A 26,173-nucleotide genomic window follows, 5' to 3' on the forward strand; every position below is an offset into this window, starting at 1 on the left:
AACCCGGACCGTCGGGGTGAGGAGTAGGTGAATGAAAGGTACCGTATTTGCCGTCGCGCTGAACCACCAGAGTCAGCAAGAAGCCTGGGCTGAGGCGTTTGAAAAAGCCCCTTACAACACGCCGCCAAAAACGCCGGTGTGGTTTATCAAACCGCACAACACGGTGATTCGCGCGGGCGAGCCCATTCCTTTCCCGCAGGGGGAAACGGTGTTAAGCGGCGCGACGGTGGCGCTGGTTGTGGGTAAAACCGCCAGCAGGGTGCGCGTAGAGGACGCCGCAGCCTACATCGCCGGGTACGCGCTGGCCAACGAGGTGAGCCTGCCGGAAGAGAGCTTCTACCGTCCGGCCATTAAGGCCAAATGCCGGGACGGCTTTTGCCCGCTTGGCGAGCTGGCCGCCGTTGATAACGTCGACAACCTGACCATCATCACCGAGATCAACGGCCGCGAAGCGGACCACTGGAACACCGCCGATCTGCAAAGCAGCGCCGCCGAACTGCTGAGCGCCCTGAGCGAATTCGCCACCCTCAAGCCCGGCGATGCGATCCTGCTCGGCACACCGCAAAGCCGCGTGGAGATCCGCCCGGGCGATCGCGTGCGGATTCTGGCGGAAGGTTTCCCGCCGCTGGAAAACCCGGTGGTGAACGAGCGCGACGTTGCCCTTTCCCACCGCACGCCTGAACACGCCACGCTGTTCGCCCTCGGTCTTAACTACGCCGATCATGCCAGCGAGCTGGACTTCAAGCCGCCCACCGAGCCGCTGGTGTTTATCAAAGCGCCGAACACCTTCAATGGCGACAACCAGACCTCGGTGCGCCCGAACAATATCGAATACATGCACTACGAGGCGGAGCTGGTGGTGGTTATCGGTAAAACCGCGCGTAAGGTGAGCGAAGCCGAGGCGATGGAGTATGTCGCGGGCTACACGGTCTGCAACGACTACGCCATCCGCGACTACCTGGAAAATTACTACCGCCCGAACCTGCGGGTCAAAAGCCGCGACGGATTAACCCCCATCAGCCCGAACATCGTGCCGAAAGAAGCCATTCCTGATCCGCATAACTTAACCCTGCGCACCTTCGTCAACGGCGAACTGCGTCAGGAAGGTACCACCGCCGATCTCATTTTCAGCATTCCTTACCTGATTGCGTATCTGAGCGATTTTATGACCCTACAGCCGGGCGACATGATCGCCACCGGCACGCCGAAGGGGCTGTCCGACGTGGTGCCGGGCGATGAAGTGGTGGTGGAAGTGGAAGGCGTGGGCCGCCTGGTGAACCGGATTGTCAGCGAGGAGACTGCAAAATGAAAAAGATTAACCACTGGATCAACGGTAAAAACGTCGCCGGAAGCGAGTACTTCCATACCACTAACCCGGCCTCCGGCGAGGTATTAGCGGAAGTCGCCTCCGGCGGTGAAGCGGAAATTCATCAGGCCGTTGCCGCCGCTAAAGAGGCGTTCCCGAAATGGGCCAACATGCCGATGAAGGAGCGCGCGCGCCTGATGCGTCGCCTGGGGGATCTGATCGACCAGAACGTGCCCGAGATCGCCGCCATGGAAACCGCCGACACCGGCCTGCCGATCCACCAGACCAAAAATGTGCTCATCCCGCGCGCCTCGCACAACTTCGAGTTCTTCGCCGAAGTGTGCCAGCAGATGAACGGCAAAACCTACCCGGTCGACGACAAAATGCTCAACTACACCCTGGTGCAGCCGGTGGGCGTCTGCGCGCTGGTGTCGCCGTGGAACGTGCCGTTTATGACCGCCACCTGGAAGGTCGCGCCGTGCCTGGCGCTGGGCAACACCGCGGTGCTGAAGATGTCTGAACTCTCGCCGCTGACCGCCGACCGTCTGGGCGAGCTGGCGCTGGAGGCGGGCATTCCGGCGGGCGTGTTGAACGTGGTGCAGGGCTACGGGGCGACGGCAGGCGACGCGCTGGTGCGCCACCACGACGTGCGCGCCGTCTCCTTCACCGGCGGCACCGCCACCGGGCGCAACATCATGAAAAACGCCGGGCTGAAGAAATATTCCATGGAGCTGGGCGGCAAATCCCCGGTGCTGATTTTTGAAGATGCGGATATCGAGCGCGCGCTGGACGCCGCGCTGTTCACCATCTTCTCCATCAACGGCGAGCGCTGCACCGCGGGCTCGCGCATCTTCATCCAGCAGAGCATCTACCCGGAGTTCGTCAAGCGCTTCGCCGAACGCGCCAATCGCCTTCGCGTGGGCGATCCGACCGATCCGAACACCCAGATTGGCGCGCTCATCAGCCAGCAGCACTGGGAGAAAGTCTCCGGCTATATCCGCCTCGGCATCGAGGAAGGCGCCACCCTGCTGGCGGGCGGCCCGGACAAACCGGTCGATCTGCCTGTACACCTGAAAGGCGGCAACTTCCTGCGCCCGACGGTGCTGGCGGACGTCGACAACCGCATGCGCGTGGCGCAGGAGGAGATCTTCGGGCCGGTGGCCTGCCTGCTGCCGTTTAAGGACGAGGCGGAAGGCCTGCGCCTGGCGAACGACGTGGAGTACGGCCTGGCGTCATACATCTGGACCCAGGACGTCAGCAAGGTGCTCCGTCTGGCGCGCAGCATTGAAGCGGGCATGGTGTTCGTCAACACCCAGAACGTGCGCGACCTGCGCCAGCCGTTTGGCGGCGTGAAGGCCTCCGGCACCGGCCGCGAGGGCGGCGAGTACAGCTTTGAAGTGTTCGCTGAGATGAAGAACGTCTGCATCTCCATGGGCGACCATCCGATTCCAAAATGGGGGATCTGACAATGGGCAAGCTAGCGTTAGCGGCAAAAATCACCCACGTGCCGTCGATGTATCTTTCCGAGCTGCCGGGGAAAAACCACGGCTGCCGCCAGTCCGCCATCGCCGGGCATAAAGAGATCGGCAAGCGCTGCCGTGAACTGGGCGTGGACACCATCATCGTGTTCGACACCCACTGGCTGGTGAACAGCGCGTACCACATCAACTGTGCGGATCATTTTTCAGGCGTCTACACCAGCAACGAGCTGCCGCACTTTATCCGCGACATGACGTACGACTACGACGGCAACCCGGAGCTCGGGCAGCTGATCGCCGACGAAGCGGTGAAGCTCGGCGTGCGCGCCAAGGCGCACAACATCCCGAGCCTCAAGCTGGAGTACGGCACGCTGGTGCCGATGCGCTACATGAACGCGGATAAGCACTTCAAAGTGATCTCCATCTCCGCGTTCTGCACGGTTCACGACTTTGCCGACAGCCGCAGGCTGGGCGAGGCCATCGTCAGCGCCATCGAAAAGTACGACGGCACCGTGGCGGTGCTCGCCAGCGGCTCGCTGTCGCACCGCTTTATCGACGACCAGCGCGCGGATGAAGGGATGAACAGCTACACCCGCGAGTTCGACCGTCAGATGGACGAGCGGGTGGTCAAGCTGTGGCGCGAAGGCCAGTTTAAAGAGTTTTGCAGCATGCTGCCGGAGTACGCCGACTACTGCTACGGCGAAGGGAACATGCACGACACGGTGATGCTGCTGGGGATGCTGGGCTGGGATAAATACGACGGCAAGGTGGAGTTCCTCACCGAGCTGTTCGCCAGCTCCGGCACCGGCCAGGTCAACGCCGTTTTCCCGCTGCCCGCGTAAGGAGTTGTTATGCCGCACTTTATTGCTGAATGTACCGACAACATCCGCGCGCAGGCCGACCTGCCGGGGCTGTTCGCCAAAGTGAACGAGGCGCTGGCCGCCACGGGGATCTTCCCGCTCGGCGGCATCCGCAGCCGCGCCCACTGGCTGGACACCTGGCAGATGGCGGACGGTAAGCATGATTACGCCTTTGTGCATATGACGCTGAAGATCGGCGCCGGGCGCAGCCTGGAGAACCGGGAAGCCGTGGGGGAGATGCTGTTTGCGCTGATCAAAACCCACTTCGCGGCGCTGATGGCGGAGCGCTATCTGGCGCTGTCGTTCGCCATGGAAGAACTCGATCCGACGCTCAATTACAAACAAAACAACGTGCACGCGTTGTTTAAGTAGCCGTCTGCTCGCCCGGTGGCGCTGCGCTTACCGGGCCTACAACAGCCCCGAACGTAGGCCGGGATCGCTACGCGCCACCCGGCAAAAACAGGATATCGCCATGCTCGACAAACACACCCATACCCTGATCGCCCACCGCCTGCATCAGGCGGAACAGTCCCGGGAGCAGATCCGCGCGATCTCGCTGGAGTACCCGGAGATCACCATCGAAGACGCCTACGCCGTACAGCGCGAATGGGTGAGCCTGAAAATTGCCGAAGGCCGCGTGCTGAAAGGCCACAAGATTGGCCTCACCTCGAAAGCGATGCAGGCCAGCTCGCAGATTAGCGAGCCGGACTACGGCGCGCTGCTGGACGACATGTTCTTCCTCGACGGCAGCGACATTCCCGTCGATCGCTTTATCGTCCCGCGTATCGAAGTGGAGCTGGCCTTCGTGCTGGCAAAACCGCTGCGCGGCCCGAACTGCACGATCTTCGACGTCTACAACGCCACGGATTACGTCATTCCCGCCCTGGAGCTGATCGACGCCCGCTGCCACAACGTTGATCCGGAGACCCAGCGCCCGCGCAAGGTGTTCGACACCATCTCCGACAACGCCGCCAACGCCGGGGTGATCCTCGGCGGTCGTCCGATTAAGCCCGACGCGCTGGATCTGCGCTGGATCTCCGCCCTGCTCTACCGCAACGGCGTGATCGAAGAGACCGGCGTCGCCGCAGGCGTGCTTAACCACCCGGCGAACGGCGTGGCGTGGCTGGCGAACAAGCTCGCGCCGTACGACGTGCAGCTTGAGCCCGGACAGATCATCCTCGGCGGCTCGTTTACCCGTCCGGTTGCCGCCAGCAGAGGCGACACCTTCCATGTTGACTACGGCAACATGGGCTCCATCAGCTGTCGCTTTGTATAAGGAGGCGACCATGCAAAACGCATTCAAAGCGGCGCTGAAGGCGGGCCGCCCGCAAATCGGTTTATGGCTGGGGCTGACCAGCAGCTACAGCGCAGAGCTGCTGGCCGGGGCCGGTTTTGACTGGCTGCTGATCGACGGCGAGCACGCGCCGAACAGCGTGCAAACCGTCCTGACTCAGCTCCAGGCCATCGCCCCTTATCCCAGCCAGCCGGTGGTGCGCCCGTCGTGGAACGACCCGGTGCAGATCAAGCAGCTGCTGGACGTGGGGGCGCAAACCCTGCTGGTGCCGATGGTGCAAAACGCTGACGAGGCGCGGCTGGCGGTAAGCGCCACCCGCTACCCGCCTGCGGGCATTCGCGGCGTCGGCAGCGCCCTGGCGCGCGCGTCGCGCTGGAACCGCATCCCGGATTACCTGCATCAGGCTAACGACGCCATGTGCGTGCTGGTGCAGATCGAAACCCGCGAGGCGCTGAAAAACCTGCCGCAGATCCTGGACGTGGAAGGGGTGGACGGCGTGTTTATCGGCCCGGCAGATCTGAGCGCCGACATGGGCTTTGCCGGTAACCCGCAGCATCCGGAGGTGCAGGCCGCCATTGAGCAGGCGATCGCGCAGATCCGTGCGGCGGGCAAAGCGCCCGGCATCCTGATGGCGAATGAACAGCTGGCGAAACGCTATCTCGGCCTCGGCGCATTGTTTGTGGCGGTCGGTGTGGATACCACCCTGCTCGCCCGCAGCGCCGAAGCGCTGGCGGCCCGCTTTACCGACGTCACCACAGCAGTCGATAACAATAAATCCGTCTACTAAACGTACGATGTGGAGCGCAACATGACGACCTCAACCCTGCATAATAAAGATGTAGAACATCGCGCAATAAATAAGCTGTTCCGTCGTTTGATCGTGTTTCTCTTTATCCTGTTTGTTTTCTCGTTTCTCGATCGCATCAACATCGGCTTTGCCGGGCTGACGATGGGCAAAGATCTGGGCCTCACGTCGACCATGTTTGGCCTGGCCGCGACGCTGTTTTACGTCACCTACGTGCTGTGCGGGATCCCCAGCAATATCATGCTGGCGAAGGTCGGCGCGCGCCGCTGGATCGCCGGGATCATGGTGGTGTGGGGCATCGCCTCCACCTGCACCATGTTCGCTACCAGCCCCGAAACGCTTTACGTCCTGCGCATGCTGGTAGGCATTGCGGAAGCCGGTTTCCTGCCAGGGATTTTGGTCTATCTCACCTGGTGGTTCCCGGCCTATCACCGCGCCCGCGCCAACGCGCTGTTTATGATCGCCATGCCGGTGACCATGATGCTTGGCTCGATCCTCTCCGGGTATATTCTGGCGATGGACGGGCTGTGGAACCTGAAGGGCTGGCAGTGGCTGTTTCTGCTGGAGGGGTTGCCGTCGGTGGTGCTCGGCGTGGTGACCTGGTTTTACCTCAACGACACGCCGGATCAGGCCACCTGGCTGGATGAGGACGAAAAGCAGGCGCTGAAAACGATGATCGCGCGCGAGCAGGAGGTCGCCATCGCCCAATCCGTCACGCCGCGCTCGACGCTGCGCGAGGTGCTTACGCCCGCCGTGCTGCTCTACACGCTGGCCTACTTCTGTCTGACCAATACGCTGAGCGCGATCAACATCTGGACGCCGCAGATCCTGCAAAGCTTCAACACCGGCAGCAGCAATATCGTGATTGGCCTGCTGGCGGCGATCCCGCAGTTTTGTACCATCCTCGGGATGATCTGGTGGAGTCGCCGCTCCGACAGGCTGAAAGAGCGAAAAAAGCACACCATCCTGCCGTACCTGTTTGCCGCGGCGGGATGGATGCTGGCCTCCGTGACCGATCACAGCCTGATCCAGCTGCTTGGCATCATCATGGCCTCAACCGGATCGTTTACCGCCATGGCGATATTCTGGACCACGCCGGACCAGGTTATTAGCCTGCAGTCACGCGCGGTGGCGCTGGCGGTGATCAACGCCATCGGTAACGTCGGATCCGCAGTCAGCCCGCTGCTGATTGGGATCCTGCGCGACGCGACCGGCAGCTTCAGCTCCGGGCTGTGGTTTGTGGCGGGTCTGCTGGTGGTCGGCGCGCTGGTGCTGACGCGCATCCCGATGACGCAGCGGGTTCAACAGAGGAACGATCATGTGCCAGAGCCCTATCGCCAACATTGATATCAGCAAGGAGTACGACGAAAGTCTGGGCACCGACGACGTGCACTATCAGTCGTTCGCCCGCATGGCGGCCTTTTTTGGCCGCGACATGCAGGCGCATCGTCACGACCAGTACTTTCAGATGCACTTTCTCGATACCGGACAGATTGAACTCCAGCTCGACGACCACCGCTATTCGGTGCAGGCGCCGCTATTTGTGCTGACGCCGCCGTCGGTGCCGCACGCGTTTATCACCGAATCCGACAGCGACGGGCACGTGCTGACGGTGCGCGAGGATCTCATCTGGCCGCTATTAGAAGTGCTCTACCCCGGCACGCGGGAAGCGTTTGGCCTGCCGGGGATCTGCCTGTCGCTTGCCGACAAGCCGGACGAGCTGACGGCGCTGAAGCACTACTGGCAGCTCATCGCCCGGGAATCCACGGCGCAGCTGCCGGGCCGTGAGCATACGCTGGTCCTGCTGGCGCAGGCGGTATTTACCCTGCTGCTGCGCAACGCGAAGCTCGACGACCACGCGGCCAGCGGGATGCGCGGCGAGCTGAAGCTGTTCCAGCGCTTTACCCAGCTGATCGACACCCACTATCACCAGCACTGGACGGTACCGGAATACGCCAGCGAGTTGCACCTGACCGAATCCCGCCTGACGGACATCTGCCGCCGCTTCGCCAACCGCTCGCCGAAACGGCTGATCTTCGACCGGCAGCTGCGCGAGGCCAGGCGCCTGCTGCTGTTTTCCGACAGCGCGGTCAGCGAGATTGCCTGGCAGCTGGGATTTAAGGATCCGGCCTATTTCGCCCGGTTTTTCAATCGCCTGACGGGCTGCTCGCCCAGCGCGTATCGGGCGCAGAAAGTACCGGTTTCCTGAACGCATCACGGTTCGTAGGGCGGGTAAGCGCAGCGCCACCCGCCAAAAACCCGCACAGATCACAAATCCCAATCCCGCCCGAAAAGTACCCGCCGTTGTCCCAATCGTCCCTTCACGTTCCGCCCCTCTCACGCTTCAATTAAACAACAAAAACAAAACATAAATTTAACAACCATCTTCCGATACGAGGTCCCTATGAAGCCTGAAGAATTCCGCGCTGATGCCAAACGTCCGTTAACCGGCGAAGAGTATTTAAAAAGTCTGCAGGACGGTCGTGAGATTTATATCTACGGCGAGCGCGTTAAGGACGTCACCACCCACCCGGCGTTTCGCAATGCGGCGGCGTCTATCGCCCAGATGTACGATGCGCTGCACAAGCCGGACATGCAGGACACGCTGTGCTGGGGCACCGACACCGGCAGCGGCGGCTACACCCACAAATTCTTCCGCGTGGCGAAAAGCGCCGACGACCTGCGCCAGCAGCGCGATGCCATCGCCGAGTGGTCGCGCCTGAGCTACGGCTGGATGGGCCGCACGCCGGACTACAAAGCGGCGTTCGGCTGCGCCCTCGGCGCGAACCCAGCCTTTTACGGCCAGTTCGAGCAGAACGCCCGCAGCTGGTACACCCGCATTCAGGAAACCGGCCTGTACTTTAACCACGCCATCGTCAACCCGCCGATCGACCGCCACAAGCCGGCGGACGAGGTGAAGGACGTCTACATCAAGCTGGAGAAAGAGACCGATGCCGGGATTATCGTCAGCGGTGCGAAAGTCGTCGCAACCAACTCGGCGTTGACCCACTACAACATGATCGGTTTTGGCTCCGCGCAGGTGATGGGCGAAAACCCGGACTTCGCGCTGATGTTCGTCGCGCCGATGGACGCCGAAGGGGTGAAGCTGATCTCCCGCGCCTCGTACGAGATGGTGGCAGGCGCAACCGGCTCCCCGTACGACTACCCGCTCTCCAGCCGCTTCGACGAGAACGACGCGATCCTGGTGATGGATAACGTACTGATCCCGTGGGAAAACGTGCTGATCTACCGCGATTTCGACCGCTGCCGTCGCTGGACGATGGAGGGCGGCTTCGCCCGCATGTACCCGCTTCAGGCCTGCGTGCGTCTGGCGGTGAAGCTCGACTTCATCACCGCCCTGCTGAAGAAATCCCTGGAGTGCACCGGTACCCTGGAGTTCCGCGGCGTGCAGGCAGATCTCGGCGAAGTGGTGGCCTGGCGCAATATGTTCTGGGCGCTGAGCGACTCCATGTGCTCAGAAGCGACGCCGTGGGTGAACGGCGCGTACCTGCCGGACCACGCGGCGCTGCAAACCTACCGCGTGATGGCCCCGATGGCCTACGCGAAGATCAAGAACATCATCGAACGTAACGTGACCTCCGGGCTGATTTATCTGCCGTCCAGCGCGCGGGACCTGAACAACCCGCAGATCGACCAGTATCTGGCGAAGTACGTGCGCGGCTCCAACGGAATGGATCACGTCGAACGCATCAAGATTTTGAAACTGATGTGGGACGCCATCGGCAGCGAGTTTGGGGGGCGTCACGAGTTGTACGAAATCAACTACTCCGGCAGCCAGGATGAGATCCGCCTGCAATGCCTGCGTCAGGCGCAAAGCTCCGGAAATATGGACAAGATGATGGCAATGGTCGACCGCTGCATGTCCGAGTACGACCAGCACGGCTGGACCGTGCCGCACCTGCACAACAACAGCGATATCAACATGCTCGACAAGCTGCTGAAATAGCGCAGCGGGAGGTTACAATGCATTCAGATGAACAACGCCTGCGTTTTCGCGACGCAATGAGCAGCCTGTCGGCGGCGGTCAATGTGGTCACCACAGAGGGAGACGCCGGACGCTGCGGCATTACCGCCACCGCCGTCTGCTCGGTGACGGATACCCCGCCGTCGGTCATGGTCTGCATTAACGCCAACAGCGCCATGAACCCGGTCTTTCAGGGCAACGGCAGGCTGTGCGTCAACGTGCTGAACCACGAGCAGGAGATCATGGCCCGCCACTTCGCCGGGATGACCGGGATGGCAATGGAGGAGCGCTTTGCCCTCTCCTGCTGGCAGAAAGGCCCGCTGGGGCAGCCGGTGCTGAAAGGCGCGCTGGCGAGCCTGGAAGGCGAGATTACCCAGGTGCAAACCATCGGCACGCATCTGGTTTATCTTGTCGAAGTGAAAAACATCATCCTGAGTGACGCGGGACACGGCCTGATCTACTTTAAGCGCCGTTTCCACCCGGTGATGATGGAGATGGAAGCCGTCGTGTGATCCCCCTCGCGCTGGCCTTTTTTCGGGCCAGCGCCGCTTTCTACAAAAATTCCTAAGGTTTCCGCTAAATCACGCCGTTATATATCCATAAGAGAAATTTTCTGTGCCTGAATACTGACATCTCCGGTCAGTGCTTTTGCATTGTTCAGCGCATACCCAATATACAGGAAGACCTTATGGCTAAAACGACGCGGAGCCGCTCGGCTGAACGTCTGGTCGATATTCTCCTTGAGCTACATTTACACGGCGTAGTAAACCGCAGTGCGCTAATGGAGAAATTTAAAATTACCGAGCGTACCGTCTACCGGGATTTAAATGCGCTCTCGCCCATTGTTGAACATACCGGTAACGGGCTATATCGACTGATCCATTCCGCCCAATCTCCCGGCGGGCAGGGATTACATCATGCTCTGGCTAACTTCCTGAATGCCGATAATTTTTTCCCTGAAAGAAATACGGACTTCTGGCAAAAGCTGGAGGCGCGCGTCGACGAAAACCATATTCTTATCCTCGGTAATGACGCAGAGCACACGGTGCAGCGTGATATCCGCCGCCATTTAGCGAAAATCGAGAAATCGATTAAGAACCATAATGTCTGTCAGATCGTATATAAGGGTAAAACCCGTCTGATTAATCCCTATAAACTCATTAACAAAAAAAATATATGGTATTTACAAGCTACCGAAAATAGCCGGTTGAAATCCTTTTCATTAAGCCAGATTAGCTGGTTTGATGTTCAAAAAACCTTTTTTACTCCTGATGAAAATGTTCGGGAACTGCTGGAAAAAAGCCTCGACCCGTGGGTGTCCGAAACTACTTTCACCGTGAAAATATTCATTAAGGATAATATTTCACATTACTTCCTGCGCCGCGATCTCCTGCCGGAACAGGAGCTGCTGGAGGAGCGGCGCGGCGGCGTCACGCTGCGCTGCCAGGCGGCACACGAAAACCAGATCCTGCCGCTGCTGTTCTACTGGCTGCCGAATATTCAGATCCTGGAGCCGAGCTGGCTGAAGGAGAAGCTCATCAAGACGCTGGAAAGCTACCTGTCGATGGAGCGCAGCCCGGAAAACCACGTGATCTCAATCACATAATTTTCCCGACCAGCGGCGAGCCTGAACCACTCGCCGCGTCCTTTGACCGCTCACCCGTCACTTTCAACCACTCACTCATTTACCGTCCTTTACGCGCGCGCGGATCTGGCACGATCGCTCCAGCATTAATCAATACCTCCTCACAACGAACCCTGACCCTTTTTTCTTTACATAAAAAACCAGGTCTTACTATGGATACTAAAAAACTACTTAAGCACGTGCCCTGGGCCTTACTCGGGATCCTCGGCGCTTTCTGTCTGGCGGTTGTCGCATTGCGCCGGGGCGAACACGTCAGCGCCCTGTGGATCGTGGTCGCGTCGGTTTCCGTCTACCTTGTGGCCTATCGCTACTACAGCTTGTACATCGCGCAGAAGGTCATGAAGCTCGACCCGACGCGCGCCACCCCGGCGGTCATTAACAATGACGGTCTGAACTACGTGCCAACCAACCGCTACGTGCTATTTGGTCACCACTTTGCCGCCATTGCAGGCGCGGGCCCGCTGGTCGGCCCGGTGCTGGCCGCCCAGATGGGCTACCTGCCGGGTACGCTCTGGCTGCTGGCGGGCGTGGTGCTGGCGGGAGCGGTGCAGGACTTTATGGTGCTGTTTATCTCCTCGCGCCGTAACGGTTCGTCGCTGGGCGAGATGATCAAAGAAGAGATGGGCCGCGTGCCGGGCACTATCGCCCTCTTCGGCTGCTTCCTGATCATGATCATCATCCTCGCGGTGCTGGCGCTGATCGTGGTGAAAGCGCTGGCCGAAAGTCCGTGGGGCGTCTTCACCGTCTGTTCTACCGTACCGATTGCGCTGTTCATGGGCATCTATATGCGCTTCCTGCGTCCTGGGCGCGTGGGTGAAGTGTCGGTCATTGGTATCGTACTGCTGGTCGCCTCCATCTACTTCGGCGGCGTGATTGCGCACGACCCGTACTGGGGCCCGGCGCTGACCTTTAAAGACACCACCATCACCTTCGCGCTGATCGGTTACGCGTTCGTTTCCGCCCTGCTGCCGGTGTGGCTGATTCTGGCTCCGCGCGACTACCTGGCGACCTTCCTGAAAATCGGTGTCATCGTCGGGCTGGCGATCGGGATTGTCATCATCAACCCTGAGCTGAAAATGCCGGCGGTGACTCAGTACATTGACGGCACCGGTCCGCTGTGGAAAGGCGCCCTGTTCCCGTTCCTGTTTATTACCATCGCCTGCGGCGCCGTGTCTGGCTTCCACGCGCTGATCGCCTCCGGCACCACGCCGAAGCTGATGGCTAACGAAATCGACGCGCGCTTTATCGGTTACGGCGCGATGCTGATGGAGTCCTTCGTGGCGATCATGGCGCTGGTTGCGGCGTCGATTATCGAGCCAGGCCTGTACTTCGCGATGAACACCCCGCCGGCGGGTCTGGGCATCACCATGCCAAACCTGCATGAGATGGGCGGGGAAAATACCGCGCTGATCATGGCGCAGCTGAAAGAGGCCAGCGCACACGCGGCGGCGACCGTCAGCTCCTGGGGCTTCGTGATCTCGCCTGAGCAGATCATGCAGACCGCGAAGGACATTGGCGAACCGTCCGTGCTCAACCGCGCAGGTGGCGCGCCGACGCTGGCCGTGGGTATCGCACACGTGTTCCACAAAGTGCTGCCGTGGGCGGACATGGGCTTCTGGTACCACTTCGGTATTCTGTTCGAAGCGCTGTTCATCCTCACCGCGCTGGATGCCGGTACCCGTGCGGGCCGCTTCATGCTGCAGGATCTGCTGGGCAACTTCGTGCCGTTCCTGAAGAAAACCGACTCTCTGGTAGCGGGTGTTCTGGGTACTGCCGGGTGCGTAGGCCTGTGGGGCTACCTGCTGTACCAGGGCGTTGTCGACCCGCTCGGCGGCGTGAAGAGCCTGTGGCCACTGTTCGGTATCTCTAACCAGATGCTGGCAGCCGTTGCCCTGGTGCTCGGTACCGTCGTCCTCGTGAAGATGAAGCGCACCAAATACATCTGGGTGACCGTGGTTCCTGCGCTGTGGCTGCTGCTCTGCACCACCTGGGCGCTGGGCCTGAAGTTGTTCAGCACCAACCCACAGCTGGAAGGCTTCTTCTTCATGGCTAACCAGTACAAAGAGAAGATTGCCGCAGGCGGCGCGGATCTGACCGCACAGCAGATTGCCAACATGAACCATATCGTGGTGAACAACTACACCAACGCGGGTCTGAGCATTCTGTTCCTGGTGGTGGTGTATAGCATTATCTTCTACGGCATCAAAACCTGGATGAAAGTGCGCAACACCGAAGGCCGTACGGATAAAGAGACCCCGTACGTGCCGGTGCCGGAAGGCGGCGTGAAGACCTCTTCACACCATTAATCTGGTTGTATTCAGCCCCGCTCCGGCGGGGCTTTGTTCTTATCAGGATGGACTATGTTTGGTAACTTAGGCGAAGCAAAAAAATACCTCGGTCAGGCGGCGAAGATGCTGATTGGCATTCCGGACTATGACAACTACGTTGAGCATATGAAGACCAACCATCCGGATAAGCCGTACATGACCTACACCGAATTCTTCCGCGAGCGTCAGGAAGCGCGCTACGGCGGAAGTGGAGAAGGCGGCGTCCGCTGCTGCTAAAGGAGAGACCATGACCCCGATTGCCGTTACCCTGCTGACCGGTTTCCTCGGCGCCGGTAAAACCACCCTGCTGCGCCACATCCTGAACGAGCAGCACGGCTTCAAAATCGCCGTCATCGAAAACGAATTTGGCGAAGTCTCCGTTGACGATCAATTAATCGGAGACCGCGCCACGCAAATCAAAACCCTGACCAACGGCTGCATCTGCTGCACCCGCTCTAACGAGCTGGAAGACGCCCTGCTGGACCTGCTCGACAGCCGCGATCGCGGCGACATCGACTTTGACCGTCTGGTGATCGAGTGCACCGGCATGGCGGACCCGGGCCCGATTATCCAGACCTTCTTCTCCCATGACATTCTGTGCCAGCGCTACCTGCTGGACGGCGTCATCGCGCTGGTAGACGCGGTCCACGCCGACGAGCAGATGAACCAGTTCACCATTGCCCAGTCTCAGGTGGGCTACGCCGACCGCATTCTGCTGACCAAAACCGACGTGGCAGGCGACAGCGAAAAACTCCGCGAGCGCCTGACGCGCATCAACTCGCGCGCGCCGATTTATACGGTGACGCATGGCGATATCGATCTATCCCAGCTGTTTAACACCAACGGCTTTATGCTGGAGGAGAACGTCACCACGAAACCGCGCTTCCACTTTATGGGAGACAAGCAAAACGATGTGGCGTCGATTGTGGTGGAGCTGGACTATCCGGTGGACATCAGCGAGGTCTCGCGGGTAATGGAAAACCTGCTGCTTTCGTTTGCCGACAAGCTGCTGCGCTACAAAGGCATGCTGTGGATCGACGGCGAGCCGAACCGCCTGCTGTTTCAGGGCGTACAGCGCCTGTACAGCGCCGACTGGGACCGCCCGTGGGGCGATGAAGCGCCGTATAGCGTGATGGTGTTTATTGGTATCCAGCTGCCGGAGGAGGAGATTCGGGCAGCGTTTGCGGGTCTGAAGAAATAACCGCCTTGCTTCCCCTCTCCCCTTTGGGGAGAGGGTTAGGATGAGGGGTAAAATTATTTCAACGCCTCCGGCAGCGTCACAATCCACAGCTCGCTCTCTGACTCCGGCTTCTTCAGCGGCTTCACGCTGAGCGTGGTTTCCACCGGTTTATCATCCAGCGTCAGCTTGCCTTCCTCGTTAACCCGATAGTCCTTGAGCTTTTTGCCCTCGACCGGATGCTGCATCGCCACCTTCACGCCAAAGTCGTTATCGTTCGCCACCGCAATCCGTTTGCCGTCGATCAGCGCCAGCCCTTCGGCCTTCTCCTGTTTCCAGCCCAGCGCGCGCAGATCGACGACCTGCGTTTTTGCAGCAAGGGTAATGCCGCGCTGCGCCAGGGTTTTCTCATCATCAAACTCCGGGTACTCGCCCGGCTTGTCGAAAGCGGTCAGGTCGCTCGCCTTGCTGAGATCCACCTTGTAGATAAGGTTACGCATCGCGTCATTTTTATCCTCACCCTGTTCAATCAGCAGGATGTGCTGGTCGTCCAGCGCCACGATGTCGCCGATTTTAGCGTCGCTGTTTTTGCTGTAGGCCGCGCTGTCGATGGGGTAGCCGTACATCGCCGTTTTCCCGGTCGCCGGGTCGAAGCTGACCAGACGCGTAAACAGCGCCTGCTTTTTACTCTTACCGTCGATATCCAGCGTGCTTTGCACGGCGGCGATAATCCGCCCGTCCGGCATCCGGGTCAGGCCTTCAAAGCCCCGGTTCGGCTGGCGCCATTTGATAACGTTTGGCAGACCGCCCGCGATGGATTTTTCCCCTTCCGCCGCCTGCGGCCCGTGGATCGCCAGAATTTTTCCTTTGCTGTCGACGTTAATCAGGAACGGGCCATACTCGTCGCACAGCCAGAAACCGCCCTTGCCGTCCGGGGTGATGCCTTCCGTGTCCAGCCCGCGGTTGTCACCCTTCAGAATTTTGAGGGTATCGCTGAACGCCACCTCATTGGTGGCTCCAATCACGCCGCTTTGCAGCGGCAGGCCGTTAATCTCGCCTTTATAATCATGCAGCGGGCGGGCATCCGTTGCCTCCGCTTTGCCGTTCTGAACGCGAATTGTCATCAGCAGCGGCGCGAAATCCGGTGTGACAAAAATTTTGGCTTCGTTTTTACCCATTTTGGGCGCATCGGCGTTAGGACCGCGATCGGTCACGGTCGCGAAGGTCAGAGCATCGCCCTGCTTGCCCGTAAACAGCAGGCCGGAGCCAATCCCTACCGGGAGTCCATTCGGAAACGCACCGGCAAACGCGCCGCTGTATTTCACGTGTGAGCCGTCAGGGAAGCTGACAACATAGCGCTCAGCCGTGGGCTGCGCCGCCAGGCCAGAGAAAGAGAGCGTACAGCCGATAAGCACAGGAATGATTTTTCTTTTCATATTGTTAGCATCCGGAAAGTGAAGCCCACAACGTAATGAACAAACGTGTCAGAAAAATGACATGGAAAGGAAACGTGGCCGGACATCTGAACGAATAATGACCATAAAAATGTAAAAATTTGTTTTTTTATGTGATTTTAGAAATGGAATTGGAAATTATTAGAAGCGCAATTAATGCATATCAAATCACTATCCCTGCCTCGTTCAGATTTCGTTTAGTCAAAAAATTAAACTGTTCCTCAACACCTGAAATTTGCGCGTTGACACGCCGACAACCCAACTTAAGCGTTACAAATAAAGATAAAAGAATTAACAATTACAGCATGAAAAGTCGATTTGCATCACATTTGCAGTCATAAACATCGCTTGTTAAGGTGCCCCCAGATTAATTTGATGATGAGGCACGAAACATGAAAAAACTTAACATTCTTCTTCTTTCTGCACTGACCGCCATCTCGGGTTCCGCACTGGCAATGGGCGGCAGCATTGAGCAGGGTAAAAACTTTACCAACCTCAACCTGGAAATGGGCAAATCCTCATCCGGTGTTTATCTCGAAAGTAACTGGCTGAAAAACACCGACGACGGTACCCAGACCGGTGGCGTGGGCGCAGGCTACAACCTGGAAGTGGGCCCGGTGATGCTGAATGCAGGCGCAAAAGCCATCTACATCGGCCCGAAAAAAGGCGATAACGGCGTGGCCTTCCCGATTGGCGGCGGCGTAAACGTTGCGCTGACCGACAGCATCCACGTCTATGGCGAAGGCTATGCGGCACCAGAAGGCCTGAACAACAGCGTGAAAAACTACGTTGAAGCTAACGGCGGCGTAAGCTGGACCCCAATCAAACCGGTTACGCTGAAAGTGGGCTACCGCCACGTGAGCGTTGACGGTAAAGATGGTCGTCCAAACCACACCCTGATTGATGGCGCATATGTCGGCGGTGGAGTTAGCTTCTGATGAAACACCGCATTACCGCGCTTTGCGTTCTGAGCCTCACGCTGATGCTCACCGGCTGCGTCCAGTACAAATGGGTAAAACCGGGCGTGAGCGACGCTGAGATGAATAAAAAGCTCACGGAATGCGAAGCGCAGGCCCTGATCGATCTGCCTCCGGATAACGTGGTGACCGGTTCGAGCTCGGAAAAAACGGACAAAAAGAACAAGAAAAAGGATATTTCCACGAGCTACACGGTTGAAGACGCGAATGAATATCGCCGGGATACGTTAGTCGACAGCTGCATGTTCAAAAGCGGCTGGGACAAGATCGAAGTACAGTAATCAACTGAAAAAACCTGCCAACCGGCAGGTTTTTTTATTACCTCTTACTTACGCACCACCACCAGCTTCTGGTTCACAAACTCTTTGATCCCCAGATCCGACAGCTCGCGTCCGTAGCCGGAACGCTTCACGCCGCCGAACGGCAGCTCCGGCGCGGTATCGGTGAGCCAGTTGATGTACACCATCCCGGTCTCGATCCGCGACGCCATTTTCTTCGCGCGCTCGATGTCCTGGCTGAACACCGCCCCGCCCAGGCCGTAGTGGGAGTCGTTCGCCAGCGCGACCGCTTCGTCGTCGTTTTTCACCACGTACATCTGCGCAACCGGGCCGAAGAACTCTTCGAAGTACGCCGGGTTCTCACGCGATATATTCGTCAGGATCGTCGGTTCGAAGAAGCTCCCGTCGCGCTGCACCGGCTTGCCGCCATAGTGCAGCGTGGCACCGTTTTTCACCGCCTCGTTAACCTGTTTGGTCAGCGTTTCCAGCGCATCTTTGGAAGAGAGCGGCCCCAGCGTGGTGCTCTCGTCCAGCGGATCGCCAATCTTCACCTGCTTAAACGCCTCGGTAAATTTGCTGAGGAACGCGTCGGCAATTTTCTCGTGCAGGATAAAGCGCTTCGCCGCGGTACAAACCTGCCCTGCGTTGTTGAGCCGCGCATTCACGCCAATCTTAACCGCTTTATCCAGGTCCGCGTCGTCCAGCACCACGAAGACGTCGTTACCGCCCAGTTCGAGGGTCGATTTCTTAATGTGCTTCGCCGCCTGCGCGGCCACCACGCTGCCCGCCTTTTCGGAGCCGGTTAGCGCTGCGCCCTGCACGCGATCGTCTGCGATGATATTCGCCACCTGTTCGGACGAGATAAACAGGTTCGTCCACGCCCCTTCCGGCGCACCCGCCTCGCGCACCAGATGCGCAAAGGTCTCGGCGCAGTGCGGCACGATGCTGGCATGCTTGGCGATAACGGGGTTACCCGCCGCCAGGTTTGGTGCCAGGACGCGCATCAGCTGGTAGTACGGGAAGTTCCACGGCTCGACGGCCATCAGTACGCCGATAGGGTGATGCTCCACCCATGCTTCCCCAAGTTCAGAGTCGTACTTCACCGGGGCGAGGAACTGCTTCGCGTTGTCGGCGTAGTAGCGGGCGATCTGCGCGCAAAGCTTCACCTCGCCGCGGCTCTGTTCGATGAGCTTACCCATCTCCTGGCTAGCGATTTTGGCCAGATCCTCCACGCGCTCGTCGATCAGGTCGGCAAGCTTATGCAGCACCGGCAGGCGCTGGCTGATGTCGCCTTTCGCCCATTCCGAATGGTAAAGCGCATCGGCCGCCTTGAGCGCCGCTTCGATATCCGCGTCGGTATGTGAGGGGTATTCTTTGATGAGCTGGTTAGTGGCAGGATTTACTGTCTGATAAGCCATATCGAATCTCCATGTTTTACCGCTTAGGGTATTAAGGGTAGTCAACATGACTGGCTGTGGACGTAAAGTTGGGTATATCCGGAAGGTTCTGAGTTAAGCAGTGCCGGACGGTTCGCTGACGTGGTATAAAAAACGTCCAGAAGGAGTTTCCATGACCGATACCCGATACGTTCGCCAGACTTTTCACCGCGCCAGGGGCCTTGAGCTGCGCAGCACCTGGCAAAGCACGCAGGCGTACAAACGCCACTGTCACCCTCAACTCTCCATCGGCGCGATTGTTGAGGGCCAGACCTGCTGCGTGTGTCATGACCAAGAGTACATTCTTCATCCCGGGGACCTCATTGCGATCCCGGCTTATGTGCCGCACAGCTGCAACCCCGTCGACGGGCAGCCGCGCAGCTACCATATGCTCTATATCGACACCGATCTTCCTCTGGCGCTACAGGTGATTCGTAACCCTGCCCTGTTTGCCCGTTACCTGGACGTCGTTAAGACAATGTCTCCAGCGTCCGTGGAGGCGCTGCTTTCTGCCCTTCCCCGCTGCGCGGATAACGCAGACGCGCTTCGGCCCACCAGCCAGCAGGTGCGGCAGGCGTTTCTTGCCGACCTGGCCGCACCGCCTTCGCTTGACGAACTTGCCCAACACTTCTCGCTGCGCAAGGAGACGCTGATCCGTACCTTCCGGCAGGACACCGGCCTGACGCCGGGCAGCTTCCTCAACATCTCCCGCGTGGAGTTCGCCAAAGCGCGGCTACGTGCCGGGGACGACATCGCCGACGTCAGCTACCAGAGCGGCTTTGCCGACCAGAGCCATTTTCATAAGACCTTCGTCAGCTATACCGCCGCCACGCCGCGCCAGTACGCCACGGGCCGATCAATATCAGACAATAAATAGGTTCTGCAGCGCCGTAGCCTGTCCTCAGATGGTTAACTGAGGTCGCTATGGAACTGTTCTTCCCTTCCGCTTTTCTCGCTCTGGCGCTGGCGCATTTTGTTGCGCTGTTGAGCCCGGGTCCGGATTTTTTCCTGCTTGTGGGCTACGCGGCGCGCTATCGGCTGCGCGGCAGCGCCGGGCTGTGCGTCGGCATCGCCGCGGGTAACGCGCTCTATATTGTTCTGGTGATTATCGGCTGGAACGCGCTGCGCCAGTTTACGTGGCTGTTTACGCTTATCGAGGTATGTGGGGCGCTGTACCTGCTGTGGATCGGCTCGCATCTGGTGCGCAGCCAACCGCAGGCGCTGACGCTTGCAGAAACCCGACAGCGGTGCCCTTCTCTGATGAAGCAGATCCTGCTGGGGCTGGGATCGGCGCTGTTAAATCCAAAAAATGCGCTGTTCTACCTGGCGCTGATGACGGCGTTACTCGGGCCGGACGTCACGCTGCTTCAGCAGGCGACCTGCGGCGTCTGGATGGTGATGGTGGTGCTGGCGTGGGATCTGGCGCTGGTGTCGATGATGGGGCTATCGGCGGTGCAACAGAAGCTCAGCCGTTCGCTGTGGTGGATTGAGCGCACGGCGGGCGGGGTGCTGATGGGGTTTGGCGGGTGGGTGCTGTGGCGATTTTTGCACTTTTCCCCCGCTTCCCTCTATCCTTAACCCATGGAAAAAATCGCTGAACTCAAACGCGCCAAGCTGCTGGCGCTGTCGCTGCTGCTGATTGCCGCCGCGGCCTTTGTCACCACCCTCTTCCTGCCGCAGACCTTCTGGGTGCGCGGCGTCAAAGCCATTGCCGAGGCGGCGATGGTCGGCGCGCTGGCGGACTGGTTTGCCGTCGTCGCGCTGTTCCGCCGGGTTCCCATTCCGTTTATTTCGCGCCATACGGCGATTATCCCGCGCAATAAGGACCGAATCGGCGACAATCTCGGCCAGTTCGTGCAGGAGAAGTTTCTTGATACTCAGTCACTTGTGGCGCTTATCCGCCGTTATGAGCCAGCGCAGATGATTGGCGCCTGGTTCAGCAAGCCCGGCAACGCCCAGCGCGTCGGGCTGCATCTGATGCAGGTGATGAGCGGTTTTCTCGAGCTGACCGATGACGGACGTATTCAGCGCCTGCTCAAACGCGCGGTGCATAAAGCTATCGACAAGGTCGATTTCACCGAAACCAGCGCCGTCATGCTGGAGAGCATGACCAAAAATAACCGCCATCAGGTACTGCTGGACGCCATCATCAACCGGCTGATTACCCTGATTCAGCGGGAAAGCACGCGGGAGTTTATTGCCGATCAGATTGTCCACTGGCTCAAAACCGAGCATCCGCGCAAGGCGATGGTGCTCCCCACGGAGTGGCTGGGCGATCAAAGCGCGGAGATGGTGTCGAACGCGGTGAACACGCTGCTGGACGATATCAGCCACGACCGCACGCACCAGATCCGTCAGGCGTTCGACCGCGCCACGCTGAAGCTTATCGACAACCTGAAAAACGATCCGGAAATGGCGGCGAAAGCCGACAACATCAAGCACTACCTGAAGAACGATGAGGCGTTTAACCGCTATCTGGGCGAGATGTGGGCTGACCTGCGCCAGTGGCTGAAGGCGGATATGCAGAGCGAGGATTCGCGCGTGAAGCAGCGCATCGCCAACGCCGGACTGTGGTTTGGCGAAACGCTAACAAACGACGCCAGCCTGCGCGCGTCGCTGAACGAGCATCTGGAGCAGGCCGCGCACCGCGTCGCGCCGGATTTCGCCGCGTTCCTGACCCGCCACATCAGCGACACGGTCAAAAGCTGGGACGCCAAAGACATGTCCCGCCAGATTGAGCTGAACATCGGCAAAGACCTGCAGTTCATCCGCGTCAACGGCACGCTGGTGGGCGGGACGATAGGCCTAATCCTGTTCTTACTCTCGCAAGTCCCAACGCTTATCCATTCAGCGTCCTGAGGATCAGCGCCTTCATGCTGGTAATAGCTGCATTGGGGGAGGCGCTCCCCTGATGCAGGGCGATACCCAGCTCTCCTGCATCTGGCAGCAGGTGGCTGTCGATCCGTAACGTCTCGGGCAGACCAATACGCGTGCGGAGCGTAATACCCAGCCCCGCACTAACTCCCGCCCATAGCCCGCTCAGGCTATAGCTGGTATAAGCGATACGCCAGGGAATACCTGCGGCATCCAGTGCCGCGATGGCCCGGCTTCGCAGGAGGCAGGGCGCGTCAAACATCACCAGCGGCAGCGGCTCACCTCGTTGCAGAAGGACCTCAATGTCCTCGCGGGACCGGCAAATCCATGCCAGCGGTTCGCTTCGCACGTAGTCGCCTTCTCGACCTTCCTGCCAGACCAGCGCCAGATCGAGTTCATTCGCCGCCACGCCGCGCAGCAGCGGCGGGTTGCGATCGACACGTGCCGTCATGCGAAGCTCAGGGTGTTGTCTGTGAAAATCGCCGAGGACCTTCGGCATCACGGACTCGCCAAAGTCCTCCTGCATACCCAGCCGCACCTCGCCCTGAAGCAACTCACCTCTGATAGCCCGGAGCGCTTCATCATTTAATACCAGCATGCGTCGGGCGTAGCTCAGCAGAATTTCACCCTCTCGGGTCAGTGCCAGCGTACGCCCCTGCTTAACGGTCAGAGCCACGCCACACTGCTGCTCCAGCTTTTTTAACTGGGCACTGACCGCAGAGGTGGACCGACACAGTCTGTCCGCCGCCTCGGCAAAACTGGCGGACTGGATCCCCTCCACAAAGCTGCGCAGCGCGTCCAGGTCTAATGCTGAAAAGCGTTTATCCATATCATCCTCATTTTCAGGACATTCAGTCCTGAACATTGCGATTTTATTTATGGTGGCAGCCTGCGAGAGTGATTTCCAGACGACAGGAGGAATAAAAATGAGCACAACACTGAATCGCGACACGCTTGCGCAGGTTTCCCCTAAGCTGGCGGAACTGAGCCAGCAGGTACTTTTTGGCGATATCTGGCAGCGTCCGCAGTTAGCCCCGCGGGATCGCAGTCTGATCACGCTTGCCGCGCTGGCAGCCCTGGGGCGCACCGCGCAGCTTCCCTGGCATATCGGCTTCGCCCGGCAAAACGGCGTGACGGACGACGAAATAGCCGAAGCGTTTACCCATCTGGCGTTTTACGCAGGCTGGCCGGCCGCCGTCAGCGCGCTGAGCAGCCTTGCAGAGGAGAAACAATAATGCCGTTTGTTCGTATCATGACGGGTGACCGCTATAACGAGATGCAGCAAAAGCAGATCTCGGACATTCTGCACCAGGCGCTGACGGAAACCTTCGCCGTTCCCGCACAGGACAGGTTCCATTTTTTTGAATGCTTCGCGGCCGGGGATCGATACATTGATCGGCACTATCTCAGCACGGGCAGAACGGAGGGGGCGATACTGTTTAATATCGTTGCTGGTAAGCCGAGGAGCATTGAACAGAAATCTGCCCTCTACCGCCAGCTGGCTGCGCAACTGAATGAGAAGATGGGCATTGAAGGTGGAGACGTGATGGTCGTTATCCAGTTTACGGCCGCTGAGGACTGGAGCTTCAGCGGCGGCAAACGCTATCAGCCCTGAATGACGTAGCGCGTGGTGGCGAAACGGTTCAGGATCAAATGCACCAGAAAGACCATCGTCAGCGTCGCCACCAGCGAAAAGGTCACGGAGGTGATGCGATAGAGATCGCTGAACACCAGGTCGCTGTCCGGGTGCATGTTCTGCCCGAACATAATGCCGATGGTCGTGATGCTGGAAAACCCCACGCCCGCGCCCACTTTCTCCATCACGTGCAGCCGCGCGCCAAACGCCAGGCCGAGGCCAATCAGCGGCATCATCAGCAGCATATGGCTGCTGTGATCGTAGAGGATAAGCTGCACCACCAGAATGTAGAGGCAGCCCAGCACTACCCCGACCACGCGCCAGATGGAGCTCATCACCGCGCCGCGATAGTGCATAGGGAACAGGATCAGAATTCCTGCCATCAGCGCCGAGAGCGAATCGCTTAAGTCGCTAATCTGAAACACCACGAAAATCATCGTCGCGACGCTGCCGGAGAGCAGCGACTCGTGGCGCACGCGGGCGTCGTCTTTCTCAATAAGCGGCGGCGGCTTGCGGGGCTCCACGTCCGGCAGCAGGTAGTTCATCAGCGCGCTCAGGCACACCGCCATCACGCTCGCTTCAATGTTGGAAAACAGCAGCGTGTGCCAGTTGGTGGTGGGGTAGCTCATAAAGTTGAGCATTACGCTCTGGCACACAACGCCCATCGAGCCGAACAGGAACAGCGGCCCTTTGCTCATAAAACGAAAACGCATCACGTAAAGAGCAAATACCACCAGCGTCATGATGACCGGCCATTGGGAAAGATAGCCGATGATAATCACCATTTCGACGCAGTTCAGCGATGCGCTGAAGATAAACTGCTTCGCCACGTGGCGGTTAAACACCGGCACCAGCGACAGCAGCATGATCGGATAGACCACGAAAAACACGCCGTAGCTGGTGTTGTAGAAGCTCGATATGCTCAGGGCAATCATCCCGGCAAAAACGATGCGCAGGGTCTGGCGAAAGTCGTTTGCCGTGTAGACGATGTTGCCGTGCGGGGTAAAGACCCGCGCCAGCGTATTAATAGACATAGTGAAGCAGGCTCACCAGGTGGATCTGCATTCCGGAGAAGAAGCGCGCAAACGGCCCTTCGCTGTTGTAGAGCTGCACGGTCGCCCGCGCGCCGGTTGGCAGCGGCTTCGGCAGCGGCTCGTCCAGCGTGACGTGAATGCGCATGCGCTGGGCGTCTCGTACCCAGCGGTTAGAGGTCTCCGGCTGGGAGAGCTGGCCGTTAACCGCCTCCTGGCCTGCGAGGATCCCCGCGTCGCTGCTGGCCACGTGGGCGCGGAACACCTGCCCCGGGAAGGCGTCAAACACTACGGCGGCATCGGTGCCCTGACGGGTATGGCGCAGGCTCTTCTCGCGGAAATCGGCCACGATATCGGTCTGGTTGTTTACCAGCGCCAGCGCGGCGGAGCCGGATGAGGCGTAAAAACCGGGGCTTAACTGCAGGTTACTGACCGTGCCGTCCGCCAGGGCGTAGACCTTTGTCCAGCCGAGGTTCAGCTCTGCTTCATCCAGCGCGTTGCGGTATTTTTGCAGCGTCACGTTGCGGTGTTCTTCGCGCTCGCCGCGCTGGATGCGCAGGTTCCGGATGTTGGCCTGAATCGTGCTGACGGACTGCTCACTGCTCTGCCAGGCGGTGCGGACCTTATCCAGATCCGCCTGCGAGACGTTCTGTAACGTGCTCAGCTTCTGATAGCGTTCGAAGGTCACCTTGTCGTTACGCGCGGTCAGCACCGCGGTTTTCAGGCTGGCCTGCGCGGCGGCGATCTGCGCGTCCAGCTGTTCGTTAGAGAGACGCGCCTGCTCCAGCGCGATTTGCGCCGCTTCCACTTTATTGCGAAACGGCGTGTCGTCGAGCTCAAACAGCAGATCGCCTTTCTTCACCTGGCTGTTGTTGTGGACATGTACCGCCGCCACGTAGCCGGAGACGCGCGGAGAAACCGGCGTCACCACGCGCATGACGGTGGAGTCCGGCGTCAGCGGGATCCAGATATCCGCGACGACAAAATAGATAAACATCAGCAGGAAAGAGGCAATACTCACCCTTACCCAGCGGGCAAACTTTTGTTCAGGGGTCATTATTTTTCGGTCTTGTTGTCTTCTTCGCGGATTGTCCGCAAATTGCAGGCGATTTGATTTAACGTGGCGCTGAAAATCTCGATATGCTCCGGCGCGATGTGTTGCGATACGCGAGCCTGATAGGTCTCAATCACCTGAGTGAGCCTTTTTAATATGGCTTTTCCCTCAGGCGTCAGCGTCAGAAGCCGGATGCGCTTGTCATAAGGCGATGTGGTGCGCAGCAGGTAACCCTGTTTTTCCAGCTGTGTCAGGGTGCGCATCAGCGGCGGCAGTTCAATACCCTGCACCTCCGCCAGCTCACTCATTGAGACGTTATCCCCGAGCTGATGAAGCTGCATCATCACCGTCCAGCTCGACTGGGTTAAGCCGGTATCGAGAATGGCATCATCGATCACCGCACGCCACTGGCGCACGATCATTGCCATCCGCATGCCCATCGGCCTGCGGCAGAACAGTTCTTCTTCACTCATGGGGAAACCTCTCGTCACACGCGGCCAAGATAATAGTTATCAGGATAAGTATCAAGAAACGCGAGACGAAAGAGCAGGAATTG

General features: G+C 59.1%; 27 protein-coding genes. 21 read left to right on the forward strand and 6 right to left on the reverse strand.

What is annotated here, in order from left to right; genetic code table 11:
* The first annotated feature begins 31 nt into the window (after positions 1-31).
* The 14 genes from hpaG (at position 32) to yjiA (ending at position 14,901) form a co-directional block, all read left to right on the forward strand.
* On the forward strand, positions 32-1,309 hold the full coding sequence (gene hpaG / locus IM313_RS08235) for a 4-hydroxyphenylacetate degradation bifunctional isomerase/decarboxylase (protein WP_048999310.1): 1,278 nt from the start codon (positions 32-34) through the stop codon (positions 1,307-1,309).
* The gene (gene hpaE, locus IM313_RS08240) at positions 1,306-2,772 is read left to right on the forward strand and encodes a 5-carboxymethyl-2-hydroxymuconate semialdehyde dehydrogenase (protein WP_192971573.1); all 1,467 of its coding nucleotides are present in this window, start codon (positions 1,306-1,308) and stop codon (positions 2,770-2,772) included. Before hpaG ends, hpaE begins: the two co-directional genes overlap by 4 nt.
* Before the next feature lie 2 nt (positions 2,773-2,774).
* Positions 2,775-3,626: a 3,4-dihydroxyphenylacetate 2,3-dioxygenase gene (hpaD, locus tag IM313_RS08245; RefSeq protein ID WP_192971572.1), complete on the forward strand. Its 852-nt coding sequence runs from the start codon at positions 2,775-2,777 to the stop codon at positions 3,624-3,626.
* A 9-nt stretch (positions 3,627-3,635) separates the two neighbouring features.
* Entirely contained in the window at positions 3,636-4,016 is a 381-nt protein-coding gene (locus IM313_RS08250) for a 5-carboxymethyl-2-hydroxymuconate Delta-isomerase (RefSeq protein WP_028015402.1), read from the forward strand.
* 100 nt (positions 4,017-4,116) lie between these two features.
* A complete protein-coding gene (hpaH, locus tag IM313_RS08255; RefSeq protein WP_028015401.1) occupies positions 4,117-4,920 on the forward strand; it encodes a 2-oxo-hept-4-ene-1,7-dioate hydratase in 804 nt (267 codons plus the stop codon).
* Positions 4,921-4,930: 10 nt separating this feature from the next.
* Positions 4,931-5,725, forward strand: a complete 795-nt coding sequence (hpaI, locus tag IM313_RS08260; RefSeq protein WP_045259530.1) for a 4-hydroxy-2-oxoheptanedioate aldolase — start codon at positions 4,931-4,933, stop codon at positions 5,723-5,725.
* A 21-nt stretch (positions 5,726-5,746) separates the two neighbouring features.
* Complete coding sequence (gene hpaX / locus IM313_RS08265) at positions 5,747-7,090, forward strand: 4-hydroxyphenylacetate permease (RefSeq protein WP_045259531.1); 1,344 nt, start codon at positions 5,747-5,749, stop codon at positions 7,088-7,090.
* The gene (gene hpaA, locus IM313_RS08270; RefSeq protein ID WP_028015398.1) at positions 7,062-7,952 is read left to right on the forward strand and encodes a 4-hydroxyphenylacetate catabolism regulatory protein HpaA; all 891 of its coding nucleotides are present in this window, start codon (positions 7,062-7,064) and stop codon (positions 7,950-7,952) included. Before hpaX ends, hpaA begins: the two co-directional genes overlap by 29 nt.
* A 195-nt stretch (positions 7,953-8,147) precedes the next feature.
* Complete coding sequence (gene hpaB, locus IM313_RS08275) at positions 8,148-9,710, forward strand: 4-hydroxyphenylacetate 3-monooxygenase, oxygenase component (RefSeq protein WP_045259532.1); 1,563 nt, start codon at positions 8,148-8,150, stop codon at positions 9,708-9,710.
* Positions 9,711-9,727: 17 nt separating this feature from the next.
* The gene (locus IM313_RS08280) at positions 9,728-10,240 is read left to right on the forward strand and encodes a 4-hydroxyphenylacetate 3-monooxygenase reductase subunit (protein ID WP_041911318.1); all 513 of its coding nucleotides are present in this window, start codon (positions 9,728-9,730) and stop codon (positions 10,238-10,240) included.
* 176 nt (positions 10,241-10,416) lie between these two features.
* Positions 10,417-11,334: a YafY family protein gene (locus IM313_RS08285; protein ID WP_048957191.1), complete on the forward strand. Its 918-nt coding sequence runs from the start codon at positions 10,417-10,419 to the stop codon at positions 11,332-11,334.
* A 191-nt stretch (positions 11,335-11,525) separates the two neighbouring features.
* Positions 11,526-13,679: a carbon starvation CstA family protein gene (locus IM313_RS08290; protein ID WP_192971571.1), complete on the forward strand. Its 2,154-nt coding sequence runs from the start codon at positions 11,526-11,528 to the stop codon at positions 13,677-13,679.
* A 54-nt stretch (positions 13,680-13,733) separates the two neighbouring features.
* Positions 13,734-13,937: a YbdD/YjiX family protein gene (locus IM313_RS08295; protein WP_003856610.1), complete on the forward strand. Its 204-nt coding sequence runs from the start codon at positions 13,734-13,736 to the stop codon at positions 13,935-13,937.
* Positions 13,938-13,947: 10 nt separating this feature from the next.
* Positions 13,948-14,901, forward strand: coding sequence for a GTPase (gene yjiA, locus IM313_RS08300; protein ID WP_192971570.1), 954 nt, complete (start codon positions 13,948-13,950; stop codon positions 14,899-14,901).
* Between the two features lie 53 nt (positions 14,902-14,954).
* Here the strand turns inward: yjiA and IM313_RS08305 are convergent, their stop codons facing one another.
* Positions 14,955-16,313, reverse strand: coding sequence for an esterase-like activity of phytase family protein (locus tag IM313_RS08305; protein WP_192971569.1), 1,359 nt, complete (start codon positions 16,311-16,313; stop codon positions 14,955-14,957).
* A gap of 410 nt (positions 16,314-16,723) precedes the next feature.
* On the opposite strand from IM313_RS08305, the gene IM313_RS08310 reads away from it, so the two are divergent.
* Together IM313_RS08310 and IM313_RS08315 are read left to right on the forward strand one after the other, a co-directional pair.
* Entirely contained in the window at positions 16,724-17,269 is a 546-nt protein-coding gene (locus IM313_RS08310) for a YfaZ family outer membrane protein (protein WP_028015391.1), read from the forward strand.
* Positions 17,269-17,589 carry a hypothetical protein gene (locus IM313_RS08315; protein ID WP_028015390.1) on the forward strand — a complete coding sequence of 107 codons (321 nt, stop codon included), beginning with the start codon at positions 17,269-17,271 and terminating at the stop codon, positions 17,587-17,589. The genes IM313_RS08310 and IM313_RS08315 overlap by 1 nt, the downstream gene beginning before the upstream one ends.
* 44 nt (positions 17,590-17,633) lie before the next feature.
* Here the strand turns inward: IM313_RS08315 and IM313_RS08320 are convergent, their stop codons facing one another.
* Positions 17,634-19,004 carry an NAD-dependent succinate-semialdehyde dehydrogenase gene (locus IM313_RS08320; RefSeq protein WP_192971568.1) on the reverse strand — a complete coding sequence of 457 codons (1,371 nt, stop codon included), beginning with the start codon at positions 19,002-19,004 and terminating at the stop codon, positions 17,634-17,636.
* Positions 19,005-19,155: 151 nt separating this feature from the next.
* On the opposite strand from IM313_RS08320, the gene IM313_RS08325 reads away from it, so the two are divergent.
* The 3 genes from IM313_RS08325 to IM313_RS08335 are packed head-to-tail and all read left to right on the forward strand — an operon-like array spanning position 19,156 to position 21,881.
* Positions 19,156-19,899, forward strand: coding sequence for an AraC family transcriptional regulator (locus IM313_RS08325; protein ID WP_192971567.1), 744 nt, complete (start codon positions 19,156-19,158; stop codon positions 19,897-19,899).
* Between the two features lie 47 nt (positions 19,900-19,946).
* On the forward strand, positions 19,947-20,600 hold the full coding sequence (locus IM313_RS08330) for a LysE family translocator (protein ID WP_192971566.1): 654 nt from the start codon (positions 19,947-19,949) through the stop codon (positions 20,598-20,600).
* A 3-nt stretch (positions 20,601-20,603) separates the two neighbouring features.
* Entirely contained in the window at positions 20,604-21,881 is a 1,278-nt protein-coding gene (locus IM313_RS08335; RefSeq protein ID WP_192971565.1) for a DUF445 domain-containing protein, read from the forward strand.
* On the opposite strand, the gene IM313_RS08340 is transcribed toward IM313_RS08335, so the two are convergent.
* On the reverse strand, positions 21,862-22,725 hold the full coding sequence (locus IM313_RS08340) for a LysR substrate-binding domain-containing protein (protein ID WP_100171023.1): 864 nt from the start codon (positions 22,723-22,725) through the stop codon (positions 21,862-21,864). The genes IM313_RS08335 and IM313_RS08340 overlap by 20 nt on opposite strands.
* 97 nt (positions 22,726-22,822) lie before the next feature.
* Between IM313_RS08340 and IM313_RS08345 the strand changes: the two genes are divergently transcribed.
* Both IM313_RS08345 and IM313_RS08350 read left to right on the forward strand, forming a co-directional pair.
* A complete protein-coding gene (locus tag IM313_RS08345) occupies positions 22,823-23,131 on the forward strand; it encodes a carboxymuconolactone decarboxylase family protein (protein ID WP_028015385.1) in 309 nt (102 codons plus the stop codon).
* Positions 23,131-23,511 carry a tautomerase family protein gene (locus IM313_RS08350; RefSeq protein WP_192971564.1) on the forward strand — a complete coding sequence of 127 codons (381 nt, stop codon included), beginning with the start codon at positions 23,131-23,133 and terminating at the stop codon, positions 23,509-23,511. The genes IM313_RS08345 and IM313_RS08350 overlap by 1 nt, the downstream gene beginning before the upstream one ends.
* On the opposite strand, the gene IM313_RS08355 is transcribed toward IM313_RS08350, so the two are convergent.
* Genes IM313_RS08355 through IM313_RS08365 form a run of 3 tightly spaced genes read right to left on the reverse strand, consistent with a single transcriptional unit; the run spans position 23,502 to position 26,090 of the window.
* Positions 23,502-24,566 (reverse strand): DUF2955 domain-containing protein, encoded by a 1,065-nt coding sequence (locus IM313_RS08355; RefSeq protein ID WP_192971563.1) that lies wholly within the window; start codon positions 24,564-24,566, stop codon positions 23,502-23,504. The genes IM313_RS08350 and IM313_RS08355 overlap by 10 nt on opposite strands.
* Positions 24,556-25,623: an HlyD family secretion protein gene (locus IM313_RS08360; protein ID WP_127334643.1), complete on the reverse strand. Its 1,068-nt coding sequence runs from the start codon at positions 25,621-25,623 to the stop codon at positions 24,556-24,558. Before IM313_RS08360 ends, IM313_RS08355 begins: the two co-directional genes overlap by 11 nt.
* A complete protein-coding gene (locus IM313_RS08365) occupies positions 25,620-26,090 on the reverse strand; it encodes a MarR family winged helix-turn-helix transcriptional regulator (protein ID WP_047367261.1) in 471 nt (156 codons plus the stop codon). Before IM313_RS08365 ends, IM313_RS08360 begins: the two co-directional genes overlap by 4 nt.
* Positions 26,091-26,173: the final 83 nt, after the last annotated feature.

The organism is Enterobacter cloacae complex sp. P2B (assembly GCF_014895985.1).
Classification (GTDB): domain Bacteria; phylum Pseudomonadota; class Gammaproteobacteria; order Enterobacterales; family Enterobacteriaceae; genus Enterobacter; species Enterobacter bugandensis.

Bases quoted from the DNA above. Each gene is read 5' to 3' on its own strand.
- hpaE (WP_192971573.1), top strand. From the start codon at position 1,306: ATGAAAAAGATTAACCACTGGATCAACGGTAAAAACGTCGCCGGAAGC.
- hpaA (WP_028015398.1), top strand. From the start codon at position 7,062: ATGTGCCAGAGCCCTATCGCCAACATTGATATCAGCAAGGAGTACGAC.
- IM313_RS08305 (WP_192971569.1), bottom strand. From the start codon at position 16,313: ATGAAAAGAAAAATCATTCCTGTGCTTATCGGCTGTACGCTCTCTTTC.
- hpaH (WP_028015401.1), top strand. From the start codon at position 4,117: ATGCTCGACAAACACACCCATACCCTGATCGCCCACCGCCTGCATCAG.
- hpaG (WP_048999310.1), top strand. From the start codon at position 32: ATGAAAGGTACCGTATTTGCCGTCGCGCTGAACCACCAGAGTCAGCAA.
- IM313_RS08330 (WP_192971566.1), top strand. From the start codon at position 19,947: ATGGAACTGTTCTTCCCTTCCGCTTTTCTCGCTCTGGCGCTGGCGCAT.
- IM313_RS08335 (WP_192971565.1), top strand. From the start codon at position 20,604: ATGGAAAAAATCGCTGAACTCAAACGCGCCAAGCTGCTGGCGCTGTCG.
- hpaX (WP_045259531.1), top strand. From the start codon at position 5,747: ATGACGACCTCAACCCTGCATAATAAAGATGTAGAACATCGCGCAATA.
- hpaB (WP_045259532.1), top strand. From the start codon at position 8,148: ATGAAGCCTGAAGAATTCCGCGCTGATGCCAAACGTCCGTTAACCGGC.
- IM313_RS08355 (WP_192971563.1), bottom strand. From the start codon at position 24,566: ATGTCTATTAATACGCTGGCGCGGGTCTTTACCCCGCACGGCAACATC.
- IM313_RS08340 (WP_100171023.1), bottom strand. From the start codon at position 22,725: ATGGATAAACGCTTTTCAGCATTAGACCTGGACGCGCTGCGCAGCTTT.
- IM313_RS08320 (WP_192971568.1), bottom strand. From the start codon at position 19,004: ATGGCTTATCAGACAGTAAATCCTGCCACTAACCAGCTCATCAAAGAA.
- yjiA (WP_192971570.1), top strand. From the start codon at position 13,948: ATGACCCCGATTGCCGTTACCCTGCTGACCGGTTTCCTCGGCGCCGGT.
- IM313_RS08280 (WP_041911318.1), top strand. From the start codon at position 9,728: ATGCATTCAGATGAACAACGCCTGCGTTTTCGCGACGCAATGAGCAGC.
- IM313_RS08345 (WP_028015385.1), top strand. From the start codon at position 22,823: ATGAGCACAACACTGAATCGCGACACGCTTGCGCAGGTTTCCCCTAAG.
- IM313_RS08250 (WP_028015402.1), top strand. From the start codon at position 3,636: ATGCCGCACTTTATTGCTGAATGTACCGACAACATCCGCGCGCAGGCC.
- IM313_RS08350 (WP_192971564.1), top strand. From the start codon at position 23,131: ATGCCGTTTGTTCGTATCATGACGGGTGACCGCTATAACGAGATGCAG.
- IM313_RS08295 (WP_003856610.1), top strand. From the start codon at position 13,734: ATGTTTGGTAACTTAGGCGAAGCAAAAAAATACCTCGGTCAGGCGGCG.
- IM313_RS08285 (WP_048957191.1), top strand. From the start codon at position 10,417: ATGGCTAAAACGACGCGGAGCCGCTCGGCTGAACGTCTGGTCGATATT.
- hpaI (WP_045259530.1), top strand. From the start codon at position 4,931: ATGCAAAACGCATTCAAAGCGGCGCTGAAGGCGGGCCGCCCGCAAATC.
- IM313_RS08325 (WP_192971567.1), top strand. From the start codon at position 19,156: ATGACCGATACCCGATACGTTCGCCAGACTTTTCACCGCGCCAGGGGC.
- IM313_RS08310 (WP_028015391.1), top strand. From the start codon at position 16,724: ATGAAAAAACTTAACATTCTTCTTCTTTCTGCACTGACCGCCATCTCG.
- IM313_RS08365 (WP_047367261.1), bottom strand. From the start codon at position 26,090: ATGAGTGAAGAAGAACTGTTCTGCCGCAGGCCGATGGGCATGCGGATG.
- IM313_RS08290 (WP_192971571.1), top strand. From the start codon at position 11,526: ATGGATACTAAAAAACTACTTAAGCACGTGCCCTGGGCCTTACTCGGG.
- IM313_RS08315 (WP_028015390.1), top strand. From the start codon at position 17,269: ATGAAACACCGCATTACCGCGCTTTGCGTTCTGAGCCTCACGCTGATG.
- hpaD (WP_192971572.1), top strand. From the start codon at position 2,775: ATGGGCAAGCTAGCGTTAGCGGCAAAAATCACCCACGTGCCGTCGATG.